This window comes from Frankia sp. AvcI1 (assembly GCF_001420875.1).
In the GTDB taxonomy this organism is placed as follows: Bacteria; Actinomycetota; Actinomycetes; order Frankiales; family Frankiaceae; genus Frankia; species Frankia alni.
In genome coordinates this window covers 62,768-77,938 of record NZ_LJFZ01000032.1, presented here as the reverse complement: position 1 = coordinate 77,938, position 15,171 = coordinate 62,768, and the positions used below count along the sequence as shown (strand labels likewise).

The window sequence follows — 15,171 nt, the reverse complement described above, 5'->3', positions numbered from 1 at the left end:
NACCCGAGGGCCCTCGACCGCCCGGACCAGCGGCGTGATGTCGCCCAGCATCTCCAGCCGGCTGTGCGCCGCCTCGTGGACGAACGCGACGGCAAGCCGCATCGGGTCGGGCGGCGCAGTGATCATGATGGTTCCGAGGGCGTCGGTCACCGTGGCGCTGCTGCTCGGCCGGTCCGCCGCCTCGCGCAGCGGGACCAGGGCGCGCAGGGTGCCGGCGACCTCGGCCGCCTGGCCGGCATCGGTCGAGGCCAGGATGGCGCCGGCCGCGGCGGTCAGTCGCCGCCAGCGCGCCGTCGTGGCCGGACCGCCGCGCGCCGCGGCGGGCAGCGGGAGGGCGTCGCCGCCGCGGAACGGGTCGGTGTCCTCCAGCGACAGCTCGACGCCGCCGGAGCCGCCGGCGGGACCGGCCCCGGCGGCGGCGAACACTGAGCGCGCCGGGAGCCAGGCGCCCCCGGTCGGCGGGGACGGATCGCCGGGACGCACCACGAGGCACCGGTCGGGAAGCATCACCCGCAGCGTGGACGGCCGGTCGTCCCCGGCGCCGGCCGGCGTGACGACGGCGAGCGCCCAGCCGCCCGCCGCCTCCACGACGGCGCAGCCGACGGTCGGCACGGCGACCAGCCCGTCGACGATCCGGACCGGCACTTGGCACGCCTGCCGGGCGCGCAGGGCGGCGGCGACCGCGATCCCGCCGAGGTAACCCAGACCGTCGAGGTAACCCAGACCGCCGACGCCGGCCGCGCCGACGCCGTCGACCCGAGCAGCGTCGACCCCAGCAGCGTCGACCCCAGCAGCGTCGACCCGGGCTGCCGCCCGCCAGCACCGGCGCAGGCTGTCCACCAGCCAGATCCCGACCGTCGGATGCAACAGCAGGGCGTGCACCTCCCCGGGCGCCCGCCGCTGGGCCCGGGTGAGCACCCGCACCGCCGTGGCCAGGCAGGCCCGCGTCTCGGCGTCGAGGTCAGCGGCGCCCACACTGCGCAGGACGGCCCAGAGCAGCAGCATCCGCCGGCTGATCTGGGCCCGGCGCAGCTCGGTGAGCACGGCGGGACCGGCCCGCCCGCGCGCCACCGCGTCGAGGTCACCGTAGGTGACACGATGGCGAGCCGAGGGCGGCAGCGGCTCGGCCCGCGAGCCGCTGAATCCCGTCCACGTCCCGGCGGCGGCCGGCGGGACGTGGCCACGGGGAGGACGCCGGCGCACGGCCACCGAGCGGGCACTGGTCGAGTGCGGGCCGGTCGAGTGCGGGTCGGTCGGGAGCGTGGCCGGGTCGCCGGGACGCGACAGCTCGGCGACACCGCGCCCGCGNCGGACCTCACCGTCCGACACCTCGCCGTACAGGCGGCTGCGGGGCTGGTATCCGGCGGTGGTGAGCGAGCCGCTGAACGCGACGGCGAGGGCGGGCGGCAGCGGCGCGGCCGNCTGGCCGACCCAGGCTGCGACCTGACGCAACCATTCCCCGGACACCGGGCCGGACAGCGCGTCCAGCCGGTCGATGTCGAACCCGCAGAGGTCCACCAGACCNCCGGGCAGGGGGGTCAGATCGTGTGCCATCGGTGGAGCCTCCCACCACGCCGGTGCGCGTCCTGCGGCGCAGGAACCTGCACGACGAAGAATAGCGCGGTGGGATCTGCGGCGATCCCGTCCAACGACGGGTTCCCGTCGGCGCCGAGACCGATTGTCACTCCCCGCGGGCGGCGGTGAATCGATGCACGAGCAGTTGGAACCGCCGATCCGCGTCGGCCACCCGACGCTGGTCGACGGTGACGCCGAGCAGAACCTCGTCCCGGCTGATCCGATGGAAATACAGCGCGCCCTTCTCGACATCGAGAACGGTGCGGGTCAGGCGGCGGTTTAGCACCGAGCGCAGCAGCCCGTCGAGNAGATCGCTGAGCACCAGGAACTCGGCGCCGACCTGCTCGATGGCGTCCCGCCGGGCGGTCCGTCCGGGACCGACGAAGAATTCGTTCAGATCGCTGTGGTCCAGCACGTCCGCGGCGCTCACGCGGCCCTCGCGCACCAGTGCGATGTACTGAAGGTCGGCCGGCTGAAGAATGTTCACCGCCTGCGCCTGGAACAGCTCCTCGCGGCCGTCGCGCAGCGGCGACCAGCGCCGGTGGATCAACGTGGCCCACGGACTGGCGAACACCGGCACCGAGGGCCGGGGCAGCGAGGCGAAGACGTGCGCCTCTCCCCCGGCCGATCCACCGGGCTCTCCCCCGCTCTCTCCGCCGACCTCTCCGCCGGCTGCGTCCCCCGCCGCGTCCCGGAGGCGGGCGTCGACCGCTCCCGTTGCCAACGGCTCCGCCGGCGGCTGGTAGTAGCCGCCCTGGTGGTACCCGCCGTAGTTGGGGTCGGCGAGGCCCCGGGCCGTCCGGATCCGCGCCGCCGCCGCCGACAACGCCAGGTCGGCGGCCTCCAGCGCCTGCGCGGTGAGACTCACGCCGACGATGTACTGCCCCTCGTCGACGTCGAAGTACAGCACCGCCCGATCAGGCGCCGCGAAGACCGTCCTGATCAGGCGACCGCCGCCCACCCCGAACAGCGCGGCATTCAGTTCGGTCATCCGATGGTTGAGCTGGCGGCCGATCGTCTCGTAGTCCCGGCGGGCCCGCTCCACCGTGCGGGCACCACGGAAGTTCTCGGTCAGAACCGGATGGGCGAGCAGATCCGCCGCCACCGTCGGCAGTCCGCGATCGTAGTAGCCGATGTGCTGCGCACCGGCGATCGCGACCGCCCGGCGAAATTCGCGCCTGATGCCGTTGTATTCGTCGCCGATGTGCCGGGCGGTGAAGATGTGGGGTTCAAGGGAGTCGTCGGGAACAGTCACCATCAGCTCCTCCTTCTGCCGGCTGCCGGGACCCGCCGGATGGTGGCCGGCGCATGCGTCCGATGCGAAGCGGGCACCGGGTCAGACACTGGAGATGTCGATGTCGATGTCCCGGTGACCGTGCCCGCCGGCCGCGTTCCCGGCAGCCACGTTCCCGGCGGCCAGCACCGCAACGTTATGACGCAGTGTCGCCAGATGGGGATGCTGGCGATCGAGCGACATCTCGGCCTCCTGCAGCAGTTCCTCCGCCAGCCGGCCGGCCTCCTCGACGTCGTCCAGCGCGACCCGCGCGGCAGCGAGGTTCACCCCCGCGGCCAGGGCGAACGGATGGTGCAGATAGAGCTCGTCGGCGAGCGCGAGATAGGCCTGCTCGGCGAGTTCGAGCGCCTCGGCCGGGCGTCCGTCGGCGCGCAGGTAAATCGACAGATCGGACCGGCAGATGTTGGTGAACGGATGCTCGCCGCCGTGCAGCCGGAGATATTCCCGCAGGCACGACTCGGCCTCGACCACGGCCCGGTGATGCTCGCCGAGGGCGTGCAGGTGACCCGCGCGGCTGAGGCGGCAGGCGATCGTGCCCAGGTCCGCCTCGCCGTAGATCTCGACGTAGCGCCGCAGCGTCTCCGCCGCCAGGTGATCGGCGGCATCCGCGCTGCCGCGCAGGCGCAGGACGACCGCGAGGTGCTTGTTGCAGCGCAGCGTCAGGTGGGTGGTGCTCCCCTCGATGTCGGCCAGGCTCGTCGCGGCCTGCCGCAGCAGCCGCTCCGCCTGCTCCAGGTCACCGAGCTCGCGCTGGCAGATGCCCGCCCGCGCCTGCAACCACCAGAACTGCGAGGTGTTCTCGGCGCCGACCAGCCGCAGCCGCGCCATCGTGTCCACGCTGAGGTTCAGCGCCTCCCGGGCGCGGCCCGCCAGGAACGTCGACAGCGCGAGGTTGCTCGCGGCCATGAGGGTGTCGAGGTGGTTGTCGCCGAGGGTGTCCCGGAATCCCAGCAGGGTGCTGCTGTCCTCGGCCGCCGCCATCGCGTACCGTCCGAGCTCGCGGCTGTCGATGCCGTAGCTCATCGCGGTGATCAGCGTGTGCCGGTGGTAGACGCCCAGGTGCTGGCGCTGGCGGGCGAGAGTGTCGGTGTTGAGGTCGTAGGCGGCCTGGAACCGGCCGAGGTCCCGCAGCAGCATCGCCAGGTGGGTGGCCATCCGCAGGGTCGGCGGGTCGTCCGGCCCGAACAGCTCCCGCCAGCGGTCCAGGGTGCGCTCGGCCAGGTCCCGGCCGAGTTCCAGCCGGCCCGACCGCCACATCGCATACACCTGGGACACCAGCCACTGGCGCACGGCGGGCGACGGGCTGTCGATCGCGCCGGAGGGCAGGACCTGCTCCTCCAGCATCCGGTAGATGGGCCAGCTTGCCGGGTCGGCGGCCCGCGGGGCGGCCAGCGCGATCTCGGCGAAGACCCCGAGCACCGCCGCGCGCGCCGCCGTCCGAGCGCCCGGGGTCATCCGCTCGACGAGCAGCAGCTGCCAGCGGGCCGCCAGCCGCAGCTGGCCCTCCGGCACGGCGTCGACCTCGGCGAGTCGGGGCCTGCGGATCTCCCCCCAGAGCTCGGGCAGCACGGTCGGGTCGGCGATCGTGTCGTCGCCGACCTCCCCGGCGAGGTAGCGCAGCATCACCGGCGACTCCAGCAGGCCGCGCGGGACGCCCTGCGGGGACAGGAAGGCGCACAGCTCCAACAGGCGGGCGGCGGCCCGTCGCACCGGACTCGCCGCGGACCGCAGCGTCTCGAAGGACACCGTCCAGGTCGTCGTCTCGGCCGTGGCGCCGACGGTCTGGGCCAGGTAGGCGTCGACCGCCTGGTCGTCGATCTCCGCCCCGCGCCACTGCTGGCGCAGCCGGCCCACGGCCGTGCGAAGACCGGACGGCCGGTGATCGAGGCGTTGGGCGACCAGGTCCAGCCGTTCCCCGTCGACCGCGGGCAGCCACTGGCGCAGGAACGCCAGGCTCTCCTCGGGCGTGAACGGCTCCACCCACAGGGCGCCGGGCTGGTCGTGCCACCCCGGCTCGGACGAGGTGATCAGCACGTGCCCGTTCGACGTGGCCGTCGGCACCAGCCCGGCCAGCGACGCCGGGTCACCCACGCCGTCGTAGATCAGCAACCAGCGCGCCGACGGGTCGCCGCGACGCAGCGCGTCCAGTGCCACCCGTTCGAGCTGCTCCGACGGGGAGCGCTGGGCCTGCGGCACGTCGCTGTCCGGGTGCAGCAGGACGGCGAGGTCGGCCAGGGAGCGCCGCACGGACGCCTCCTCCCCGGCGGGGATCCAGTGGACGACGTCGTAGTCCGCCCCGAACCGAAGGGCGAACTGGGCCGCGACCGCGCTCTTGCCGATCCCGTCGCCGCCGACCAGCACGGTCGGCCCGGCGGCCCGAGCGCCGGGCAGCAACCGGTCGCGCAGGGTGTCGAGCAGGACGTGACGGCCGATGAACGGCTGGCTGAACATCGTCGGCATCGTCCAGACCCGCGGGCGGCGCGTCGGATAGCGGGCGGTGACCGCGGTGAGGTCGCCGAGACCGATCCCGGGGACGGGCAGGGCCAGGCGTTCGAGGACCTCGACCGCCGCCTCCCGCTCGGCGAGCGCCGTCAGCCCGATGATCTCGGCGGTGGCGTAGTCGTCGTCCAGCCGCGTCACGCCGACCTGGACGATGCTCGCCGCGGCCCGCGCCGCCCCGTCACGTCCCCGGGAGCGCACCACCGCGCGCAGCGCCGCCTCTCCCGGCGTGTCCGGTCCGAGGTTCGGCGAGCCGACGACGACCAGCGCGTCGGCCGCGGGGAAGTCCTCCTGGGTGACGGAGGTCGGGGCCACGGGTCGAACCCGCACACCGGTCGGGACGAGCACGGAGACCAGCCAGTCGACCCACGGCCGGTCCTCCGGCGCGCCGAAGACGGCCACGGAGCGCGGGGCGGGCGGCCCGTAGTGCTCGAAGGCGCGCAGTACCCGTTCCCGCTCCTCGGCGGGCACCGGCCGGGTGGACAGCGGCTCATCCCCGGTGATCACGCCGGCGAGCACCCGATAGGCGGCCTGCAGACCCGACCGGCTCGCGGGGTCCTCGAGGAAGGTCGCGAGCACCTCCTCGTAGGCGTAGGCGGCCTTGTAGGGCACCTCCAGCTCGATCAGACGCGCCCGCTGCGCCTGGAGGTCCGGTCCGCACAGGTCGCTCAGCGCCGGACGGAACGCCTGGAAGGCCGCCCGGCGGCGTAGCTCCTGCTTGCGCTGTTCGGTGTCCTCCACCCGCATCGGGACGGGCAGAATGCGGATGGGCCGCTCGCCGCCGCGGATCTGGCGCACCACCGCGGCGCCGCCGTCGATCGACTGGTTGTTCAGCGCGAAGCCGACCACGACGGTGTCCGGTAGCAACTGGGTGCAGATGCCGGCGGCATCCGAGGTTCCGGTCCGGCTGTCGATCAGCACGTAGTCGTAGCCGGCGAAGCGCATGCGGTCACGCAGCGCGGCAAAGTAGGCCCGCCCGTCGGTGTCCTCGAAGAACGCCGGCCACGGCAGTGCCACCGCGACGACGGNGTTCTTGGCGGTCTNCCGGCCCGGGCCGAGAAAGTCGNTGCGCCCGGCGGCGGGGAAACCCGACCACTCGATCGTCTCGACGTTGTGCCGGAAGTCGCTGTAATGGGCGGTGATCTCGCGGATGGCGGCCGCGTCCGGCGGGGCCGCGGCCTGCTCCAGCCCCGGGTGCCCGGCGTTCTGCAGGCGGTCGATCTCCCGGATGAAGCCCTCCAGCATCTCCGTGACGCCGTCGCTGCTGTCGAGCTCCTTGTTCTGCAGGAAGGGCCGAAAGTAGCGGTGCAGGCCGGGGGATTCCAGGTCCCAGTCGACGGTGAGCACCCGCTTGCCGGACGAGGCGAGCAGCCAGGCGACGTTCGCCACCGCCATCGTGCGCCCGGCGCCGCCCTTGTACGAGTAGAAGGTGACGATGTGCGCCGGCCGCTCGGCGGGGTCCGATCCCCCGGCGACCTCGACCGTCGGGTTGAGCCCGCCTGTCGGGGTGACCCCGGCTGTCGGTTGCACCTCGGCTGTCGGGGTGATCTCAGTCATCGTCCTCGCCCCTTTCCGCGACGCCGGCTCGACGCAGGATGGGCCGGCGGGTGTGCTCGGGATCGGCCATCCGCCACCGGCGCTCCCCCGCGGGGCGTATCGCCGTGCGTGACGCGGGCCGCCGCGGATCCCCGGCGGCGGCCCCACCCGCCCAGGCGGTCCGCCCGGAGAGCCGGACGAGCTCGGCGTCGCGTTCGGACAGCGACGGCGGCTCGTCCACCCGAGCTCGCGCGATCAACTCGACGACGGCCTCGACCAGGTGCCGGTAGCCGGGTGAGGCGGGGGCGGCGCGGATCAGCCGCAGCGCTCCCCCCGCGGCGAACTCGGCGCCGAAGTCGTCGTCGATCATGTCCGTCTGCCGGATCGGCACCGGGGGCGGTACCGCCCGGATGGACCACGGGAGGCCGATCAGCGCCGGCGAGCGGCGCCCGGTGAAGTGCTGGTGCCAGCGCAGCCGCTCCCGGAACAGCGACCACTCGACCCGGCACTGCGGGTCGGAGAAGTACGCGTCGGAGTACAGCGCCACCAGCACCGGCGAGAGCAGCACCTGCGGGTTCGACCGTCCCGGCAGGCCCGGCGCGGACGCCTCCGCGCCGGCCACCCGGCCCGTGAACGCCTCGCGGCGACCGAGCCGCTCGTAGACGCCGTCCTGCACGTCGCCGGCGAAACGGTGCACATAGCTGCCGTCGCCCCCGGCGAGGGCATGATGCACGAGGAAGAAAGGGGTCACCAGCACCCCTCGGGTCGCATTCCACGACAGCGCGCCCGCCCCACCATCACACCCGTGCCTCTCACATCCACGGCGACCAGCTCCGGCCGGACCGCATTGTTTCCTCGACGGTCCCGGATTCCGTGCCCGACCCGCGACGCGCCGACGGCCAGGTCATCGATCCTGTGCGGTACATCACGACTCGGGGTGGAACGGGGAACGCACGAGCTTGGTCGCGTCGGCCGCCAGCGGTGGTAGTTCGTCGCGAGCGACGTCCATGACCCGGTAGGCCAACAGGCTCACATACTCCGCGAACGCGTCGGGGTGTCGCATCAGGTCCAGGACAGGCATGTTGTCGTATTTCCGACCAAGATCTATCCGTGCGAGATGCAGCTCCTGCGCGGCCTTGGGCACGTCCGCCTCCCGCACCAGCCAGGGCACCGGGATGATGCCCGCCGGCGGTTTTCCCCCCGGCGCGGTCGCCCGGCGAATCCGTTCCTGAAAGACCCCGAACTCCCGGCCGCACCAGTCGCTCTCGAAGTAGTCGTCGCACCACAGGGCGACCAGCACCGGCGCGGTCCGCACCGCGTCGCGCAACGCGGTCGGCCAGTGTTCCCCGCCACCCATCCGTTCGGCGTCGAGGAATCCCGCCGGCTCGACCCGCCGGCGGACCTTGCGTCGCAGTTCCGCCTCCAGTTCCCGGTGGAAGGCGACGACGCGGTCCCGGTCATGGCGGTGGGCGTGGCTGGTGAAGAAGTAGTACGCGGCTGCGCCGGCCGGCCCGCGGGGCGGCGGCGGTGCCGACGGCGCGACCCCGTCGCCCAGCGGCCAGGAGACGAACGGGGGAGCGGGTGCCCGGACCCTCGCATCGGCGGCCGGCTCGGGCCCGCCGGCGCGCCGGGCGACCAGTTCGGTGACGAGCCGGCGGACGACGGAGAGCGCCCGATCGTCTCGAGGGGCGACCAGGTCGAGCGACTGGACGAGCGCGTCGAGCATCCCGCGACCCGGCTCGCGAACCGCCTCGGTGACCAGCGTGGTCAGCCGAACGGCGAGCCACGGCGAGGTCAGCGCGACGGCGCGCCCAAGCAGTCGGGTCAGCTCGTCCAGCCAGTGCTCGAACCCACCGGGATCGGCGATGTACTCCACCCGCATCAGCGCCGCCACCAACGCGTCGACCTCCCGGGCGGCCGTCGCCTGGGCGTGCGCGGGGCCGTCAGCGTGCGCAGAGCCGCCGCCGCCGACGGCCGGGTTGTCGGCCACGGCGGCGGGACCGTCCGCGGCACCCGAACGATCCGCGGCACCGGAGCCGGCAGCGGCGCCGGAGCCGGCAGCGGCGCCTTGGTCACCGACGGCACGGCGGCCGCCGAAGCGGCCGACGGCGCCGTCAGGGCCCATCGGCTCGCTGCTGACCACCGGGCGACCCCCGACGGCCAGGCCTCCCTCTCCGGCCGGCCCGGCCCTGACGGTGGGCTCGGTGCCGCCGGAGGGCTCGGTGCCGCCGGAGGCAGGGGGCGGTGAATCAACGGCGGCCGGGGCCGGCCGGGCGGCCGCCATCTCGAGCAGACGCTGGCAGAGCTCNGGGGTCACGGCCGTCTCCCGGATCAGGTAGCCGGCGAGCTCGGCCAGCAGCCCGGGCCGGTGGCCGAGCAGCTCGCCGAGCCGGGCGGCGGTGGCCGGATCGACCATGGGCGCGGCGCTGGTGAGCAGCATGACCGACTCGCGCCGGCGCAGCGGCCCGATGGCCAACGTCCGCTCCCGCCAGGAGTCCGCCGTCCGGTCGGCGACGATGAGGCAGTGCGCGCCGCGGCCGGGCAGATACGGCTCGACCTCCTCGGGACTGCCCGCCCCCGCCAGGACGAGCAGCCAGCCCTCGCCGGGCACCGGCGCGCCGTCCGCGNCGCAGTCGGCCAGCCGCGCGCGGGCCTGGTCGGCGAGCTCGTCGAGCTGGGCGGCGATGTCGGCGCCCTGGCCGCAGTCCACCCACCAGGCGACGTCGTAGCGCANCTTGAAACGGTGCTGGTACTCCCCGGCAAGCTCCGTCTCCCCGATGTCGGGCAGGTTCCCCTCGGGGACGAGGACGAGCTGGCCGTGCCGGCACAGGCCGTCCCAGACGCGTTCCAGCTCGTCGTCGCGGCCCGCGAACAGCTCGTTCTCCCGGCGGCTGCNCCACACGGGCGGGGACTGCCCGGGCAGGCGGCCCGGGCGACCGAAGGCGGGCACGGTACTCACCAGCCGCCCCCGGCCCGCACCTCCATCAGGAGCTCGTTGACCACCGCCGGTTCCAGACCGCTGAGGTCCAGCGTCCGGAGGGTGCGCAGCGGCTCGGGCAACGGCTGGGGGTCGATGGTGACGCGTACGACACGGCGGGCCAGCGGCCCCTCCAGGCCGAGGCGCTCCCAGGCCTCGGTCTCGGTGGTGCCGGGGTCCTCGGGCACGGGCGCACGGTAGTGCCTTGACAGCAGCACGACCGTGATCTCCGGGTCCCACCGGGCGATGCGGTCCACGGTCTCGGCGAGCCGTTCGCCGCGGTTCTGCGCCCACCGCACCTGCTGGACCTCGTGGCAGCCGCGGCGCAGGAGCTGCTCGAGCCAGTCGGCCCACTGCTGGTCGGCCCCGACATAGCTGACGACGACCCGCCGCGGGGCCGCCTCCACCGAGTCCACCGGCGCCGTCACGAACGCCCCGGCCCCGCGGCCCCCACCGTCGCCCGCCGGGACGCTGCCCGCCCGTGGCCGATCAGCCCTCCCGCCCCGATCCCCGCCGCGCCGAGCGCCGACGCCCCGATCCCCGCCGCCGCGCTCCGCGCCCTCCCCCGCTGCACCCGCTCCCCCAGCGCCGTCCCCCGCGGCACCGTCCCCCGCGGCACCGTCCCCCGCGGCACCGTCCCCCGCGGCGCCATTGCCCGCAGCGCCATTGCCCGCAGCGCCATTGCCTGCGGCGGCGTCTCGTGCCCCACGGCCGCGAGCCGAAGCAGGCGGAGCCGAAGCAGGCGGAGCCGAAGCAGGCGGAGCCGAAGCAGGCGGAGCCGAGGCAGGCGGATCCGAGGCAGGCGGATCCGAAACTCGGGCAGCCGAAGCAGGCGAATCGGAAGCGGGCGGAGCCGCGGCCCACGCGGGTGACGGCGGCTCCTGCCGCCGGAGCACCCCGCCGGCCGACGGCCGGCCGGCGGGTTCCGCGGAGGCGCCGTTCGGGGCATGCCCGGAGCCGTCGGTACCGTGGGAGCCGAAGGCGGGGCCGGCGGCGCGGATCGCGAGCTCGGGCAGAGGGTCGAGATCGATCTGCTGGGCGGCGATGACCCGGGCCGCGAACAGTCGGACGAACGCGTAGTAGCCGCTGGGCCCGCGCAGCATGTTGCGCATGAGCCACAGCAGTCCGTGCTGGCCGTAGACCTCGGGCAGCCCGAGCCTGGCGTCGGCGAGGGCGGGGCGTGCCGCCGGCGGCACCGGGTCGTGGGTCGGCCGCCACAACACCCGCAGGAAACCGTCCTCCAGCCTGGTCGCACCGGCCTTGCTGAAGTTCTCGACGCGGGCGCCGAAGACCTCCCATTCGCGTCCGCACCAACCGTCCTTGAAAAAAGGATCGGAGCAGAGGGCGACCATCGAGCGGATACGGCCGGCCCCCGCCGCGAGGGCGAGGTCCGCGTCCATGCCGGGCCGCGGCCTGGTATCGAGGATTCCGCCGACCGCGGAGCCGACGAGCCGGCCCAGCTCATACTCCAGATCGGCGTGAAAGCGCTGGACCCAGCGACGGTCCTCTTTGGCGGCATAGGAGACGAAGAAGTAGCTCTTCATCGCGCACACTCGATTACCATCACCGCGCCCCCGGGCCCACCGCCATCCGACGGACGGTGTCGCCAAACGCTATCAGCCGACCGCCCGGATGGCGATNCCCACGACACGGAAGTATCAATGATGCCTCAACACGCCATCACTCGGGGTGGCGCCACTCCGCGTACCCCGCACCGCCCGGGGCCTGTCCCCGCGCCTTCTCTGCTCTCCGTCAACCGACGGCGCTCTTCGTCAACCGGCGGCGCTTCCCGTCAACCGGCGACGCGGATCCTTTCCTGCGGCACACGTCCCCGTCAGTGCACTTCCCAGTGTTCGGGTTCGAGGCGCAGCCATCGGTCGATCTCCTCCCGCCACCAGATCCGAGTACCACCCCAGGTCGCGGTGCGGTTGACGACCGCGGCGGGGCTCGGCGCGGCCGGATCGACCCGCAGTCGGTGATCGATGGCCTGACGGGTGAGGCCCAGGGCGCGGGCGATGTCGCCGGAACCGACGAGCAGTGGTAGGTGATCCACGTCTGCCGACGTTAGCCAATGCTGGCCCTGCCGCGCCCGCGACGCCGGGCTCGCCGGTGCCGGGCGGCAGCCATCCGACGCGCAGGGAGACCGACGGCCGCCAGAGGGTGATCGACGGCTGTCGGATCACCGCGGAGCAGGGCCGGAAACCACCATCCGGTGACCGACCGTCCGCGCTCACACCACGGCCGCCGAACCTGTCCGCCGCGGTCGGCCCGCGGGCGCCGGCGGCCGTCTCCCCGACGACAGCGAAGTATCGCCGGATGCGCTCCCCGGCGGCGCCCGTCTGTGCTTGGCTGATCACGTGGATCGGACGCCGGCCGGTCCGGCCGGTGCGATCGGTGCGATCGGCGAAAGCCGCGGAAACGGAGAACAGTGGGCATTGATCTCGCCAAGGGCGGCAGCGTCGCTCTTGCCGAAGCCACCGAGACCCTCACACACATCACGGTCGGTCTCGGCTGGGATCCCAATCGTCCAGGCGGGGAGGAGTTCGATCTCGACGCGAGCGCGATCGCCCTGCAGGAGAACGACCGGGCGCCCAGCCTGAGCTATTTCGTCTACTACAACAATCTGAGCAGCCCGCGTGGGGAGATCGTGCACCGCGGGGACAACCTCACGGGCGAGGGTGCGGGGGACGACGAGCAGATCGACGTGCGGCTCGACCTGTTGTCCAGCGCGATCACCCGCATCGTTTTCCCGGTGAGCATCCACAACGCCGACTACCGGCACCAGAGTTTCGGTGACGTGCACGGCGCGTACATCCGGGTCGTCAACACCGACACCGGTGACGAGCTGGTGCGCTACGACCTGTCGAGCACCGCCGCGCGGGACACCTCGATGCTGTTCGGCGAGCTGCACCGCGACAGCGGCGGCTGNCATTTTCGCGCCCTCGGCGAGGGCGGCGTCGCCGGTCTGGCGCAGATCGCCCGCGGGTACGGTCTCGACGTCTGAACCCCGAGACCGGCCCGGCCGAGACGCCCCGTGGGCGACCCGACCGTCCCGGCACGGCACCCGGCACGGCACCGACGCGAAGACGGGCTCCGCGCAGATGTCGGCGGGGAGGTCAGCGGGGGATGGAGGTGTGCTTGAACTCGTTGAGCTCCGGCCAGCCGGTGAGCTGGTCGACGACGCGTTCCACCGCCCGAACGGACGGTGCGGCCTCGGCACCGAGCGGAGCCCGGTTCATCAGCCGCACGAAGACCGCCTGGTCGTCGGCGATGAAGGTGGGCACGCCCCAGACCGAGTGGGAGGCGACGTAGCGCTCGTGCTCGGCCTGGACCCGGGCCAGCCCCCCCTCGTCGACCCGGGCGAGCACCTCGTCCGCGGGCAGCCCGACGGCGGTGAGCGTCTCCCTGATCACGNCGCGGTCCTCGAGATGGCGGCCCTCGTCGTGGCGCGCCGCGAACAACGCGCGATGAGCCGCCGGGNACAGGTCGGGGTATTCGTCCCGGATCACGACGCCGGCCTGTAGGGCGAGGATGCCGGAATCCTGCTCGGGCTTCTCCCAGACGCTGGGCTGGCCCTCCTCGACATGCGCCTGCCCCAGCGAGAAGGGGATGAAGCTGACATTCCAGTCGGCACCGGCCGCGAGACCGGTAAGCACGTGTTCGTGCGCGTTGCGCGCAAACGGGCAGCGGTAATCCCAGGTGATCGCGAACGTGGCGGAGGTCATACCCGAGGCAACAGACGCGCCCCCGGGCATGTTCCGCTGTCAGCGGCGGATGCCGCGACGTCCGCGGGGCAGCCGCGGCGGCGGCTGGCGAGGCAGGTCGCGGGGCGCGTGGCCGGAGTGGTCGAGCCCCGCCTGGCCGAGGTCGCGCCGGGCGGCGATCAGGCCGCGGACGTACACGACCGCGGCAATGATCACCATGAGATCGTCGACCAGCCCGATCGGCCCCAGCGGGATCTCGGGGACCGCATCGACCGGCGAGACGACGTAGGCGAGGCTGGCCAGNGTCGCCACGGTGCCGCGCAGCGGTAGGTCGTACCTGCGGACGACGACGAGGGCGGCCACCGCCAGCGCGAGGCCGAGGGCCACCAGCACACCGAGGACGACGAGCAGCGCCGTGCCGAAGCTGTCACCCATCATCCACTCCACTCCGGGTCGGTCCCCGCGGCGGCCGGCCGGCGGCCCGGGGCGATGATCCATGACGGCATGCCCGATGTCCGGCCGATACGAACATCCACGCTGCCCGGGGGTGCCGCGGGCGGTGTCGGGCCGGCGTTGTCGGGGGGGCGACGACCGGAGGTTCGACCGTCGGCCGGACACCTGCCCCGTTGCGCCGGTAGGCTTTTCGACGTGTCCCCCGTGGATTCACCTGCGCCGCCCGGTCGGCTGATGGCCGTCAGTGATATTCATGTCGGCTATTCGGAGAACCGGCTGATTGTCGAGGGTATCGAGCCCGGTTCGCCGGAGGACTGGCTGATTCTGGCCGGTGACGTGGCCGAGGTCGCCGGTGAGATCGAGGCGGTCTGGCAGCTGTTCACCCAGCGTTTCGCCAAGGTGATCTGGGTGCCCGGCAACCATGAGCTGTGGACGCCGAAGCACGACCCGCTCCAGCTGCGCGGCGACGAACGGTACCGCCACCTGGTCGAGATCGCCCGCGGCCTCGGCGTGGTCACGCCGGAGGATCCGTTCCCGGTGTGGACGGGCGAGGGCGGCCCGGTGGTCGTCGCGCCCCTGTTCGCCCTGTACGACTACAGCTTCCGCCCGGCGGGCACCGCGACGAAGGAGCAGGCCCTCGCCCTGTCCCGGGAGAGCGGGGTGGTGTGCACCGACGAGTGGCTGCTGCACCCCGATCCGCATCCCACCATCGACGCCTGGTCCCGGGCCCGGGTCGCCTACACCGCCGAGCGGCTGGCCGCCCTCGACCCGGCCGTGCCGACCGTGCTCGTCAACCACTGGCCGCTCGTCCGCGAACCCACCGACATCCTGCGCTACCCGACGTTCGCGCTGTGGTGCGGGACGACGGCCACCGGCGACTGGCACCGGCGTTTCCGCCCGGCGGCGGTCGTCTACGGCCACCTGCACATTCCCCGCACGACCTGGTACGACGGCGTCCGCTTCGAGGAGGTCTCGATGGGGTACCCGCGAGAACGCGTCGCGTGGGAGGCCTACGGCCGGCCCTTCGCCGGCCCCCGCCAGATCCTGCCCTACCCGGCGGAGCCCGCTCCGGCCCCGGCCGCGGGGGCGCAGGAACGGGCGGCGTCGCCGTCGACGGCGCGGAGCTGACCGCG

General features: G+C 73.5%; 9 protein-coding genes and 5 pseudogenes. 3 read left to right on the top strand and 11 right to left on the bottom strand.

Annotation, left to right across the window (positions count from 1 at the left end):
- Window position 1 precedes the first annotated feature (1 nt).
- The 7 genes from UK94_RS65840 to UK94_RS26015 form a co-directional block, all read right to left on the bottom strand.
- A partial coding sequence (locus UK94_RS65840; protein ID WP_235489959.1) for an HEXXH motif-containing putative peptide modification protein occupies window positions 2–507 on the bottom strand: 506 nt, incomplete at its 3' end.
- Window positions 508–2,911: 2,404 nt separating this feature from the next.
- Window positions 2,912–6,313, bottom strand: a complete 3,402-nt coding sequence (fxsT, locus tag UK94_RS26035) for an FxSxx-COOH system tetratricopeptide repeat protein (RefSeq protein WP_235489956.1) — start codon at window positions 6,311–6,313, stop codon at window positions 2,912–2,914.
- 122 nt (window positions 6,314–6,435) lie between these two features.
- A partial coding sequence (locus tag UK94_RS65835) for an AAA family ATPase (RefSeq protein WP_268761650.1) occupies window positions 6,436–6,925 on the bottom strand: 490 nt, incomplete at its 3' end.
- Window positions 6,918–7,655 carry a hypothetical protein gene (locus UK94_RS26030; protein ID WP_041940359.1) on the bottom strand — a complete coding sequence of 246 codons (738 nt, stop codon included), beginning with the start codon at window positions 7,653–7,655 and terminating at the stop codon, window positions 6,918–6,920. The genes UK94_RS65835 and UK94_RS26030, both read right to left, overlap by 8 nt.
- A gap of 174 nt (window positions 7,656–7,829) precedes the next feature.
- A complete protein-coding gene (locus UK94_RS65830) occupies window positions 7,830–8,786 on the bottom strand; it encodes a toll/interleukin-1 receptor domain-containing protein (RefSeq protein WP_235489951.1) in 957 nt (318 codons plus the stop codon).
- A 1,073-nt stretch (window positions 8,787–9,859) separates the two neighbouring features.
- Window positions 9,860–11,425: a toll/interleukin-1 receptor domain-containing protein gene (locus tag UK94_RS26020; RefSeq protein ID WP_055751911.1), complete on the bottom strand. Its 1,566-nt coding sequence runs from the start codon at window positions 11,423–11,425 to the stop codon at window positions 9,860–9,862.
- A 290-nt stretch (window positions 11,426–11,715) separates the two neighbouring features.
- A complete protein-coding gene (locus UK94_RS26015; RefSeq protein ID WP_011603482.1) occupies window positions 11,716–11,934 on the bottom strand; it encodes a hypothetical protein in 219 nt (72 codons plus the stop codon).
- Between the two features lie 375 nt (window positions 11,935–12,309).
- Here UK94_RS26015 and UK94_RS26010 point away from each other — a divergent pair.
- A pseudogene (locus tag UK94_RS26010) lies at window positions 12,310–12,809 on the top strand (TerD family protein); the annotation flags it as partial.
- Between the two features lies 1 nt (window position 12,810).
- Window positions 12,811–12,885 (top strand): annotated as a pseudogene (locus UK94_RS65825) (chemical-damaging agent resistance protein C); the annotation flags it as partial.
- 112 nt (window positions 12,886–12,997) lie between these two features.
- Here the strand turns inward: UK94_RS65825 and UK94_RS65820 are convergent.
- The 4 genes and pseudogenes from UK94_RS65820 to UK94_RS65805 form a co-directional block, all read right to left on the bottom strand.
- Window positions 12,998–13,295: pseudogene (locus tag UK94_RS65820) on the bottom strand (protein-disulfide isomerase); the annotation flags it as partial.
- Between the two features lies 1 nt (window position 13,296).
- A pseudogene (locus tag UK94_RS65815) lies at window positions 13,297–13,361 on the bottom strand (protein-disulfide isomerase); the annotation flags it as partial.
- 1 nt (window position 13,362) lies between these two features.
- Window positions 13,363–13,606: pseudogene (locus UK94_RS65810) on the bottom strand (protein-disulfide isomerase); the annotation flags it as partial.
- Window positions 13,607–13,645: 39 nt separating this feature from the next.
- Window positions 13,646–13,888 carry a DUF1232 domain-containing protein gene (locus UK94_RS65805; protein ID WP_235489918.1) on the bottom strand — a complete coding sequence of 81 codons (243 nt, stop codon included), beginning with the start codon at window positions 13,886–13,888 and terminating at the stop codon, window positions 13,646–13,648.
- A 345-nt stretch (window positions 13,889–14,233) separates the two neighbouring features.
- Between UK94_RS65805 and UK94_RS25995 the strand changes: the two genes are divergently transcribed.
- Window positions 14,234–15,166, top strand: coding sequence for a metallophosphoesterase (locus UK94_RS25995; protein ID WP_063822625.1), 933 nt, complete (start codon window positions 14,234–14,236; stop codon window positions 15,164–15,166).
- Window positions 15,167–15,171 lie beyond the last annotated feature (5 nt).

Excerpts from the sequence above, each read along its gene's own strand:
- fxsT (WP_235489956.1), bottom strand. The coding sequence starts at position 6,313 with ATGCGCTTCGCCGGCTACGACTACGTGCTGATCGACAGCCGGACCGGA.
- UK94_RS65830 (WP_235489951.1), bottom strand. The coding sequence starts at position 8,786 with ATGCGGGTGGAGTACATCGCCGATCCCGGTGGGTTCGAGCACTGGCTG.
- UK94_RS26020 (WP_055751911.1), bottom strand. The coding sequence starts at position 11,425 with ATGAAGAGCTACTTCTTCGTCTCCTATGCCGCCAAAGAGGACCGTCGC.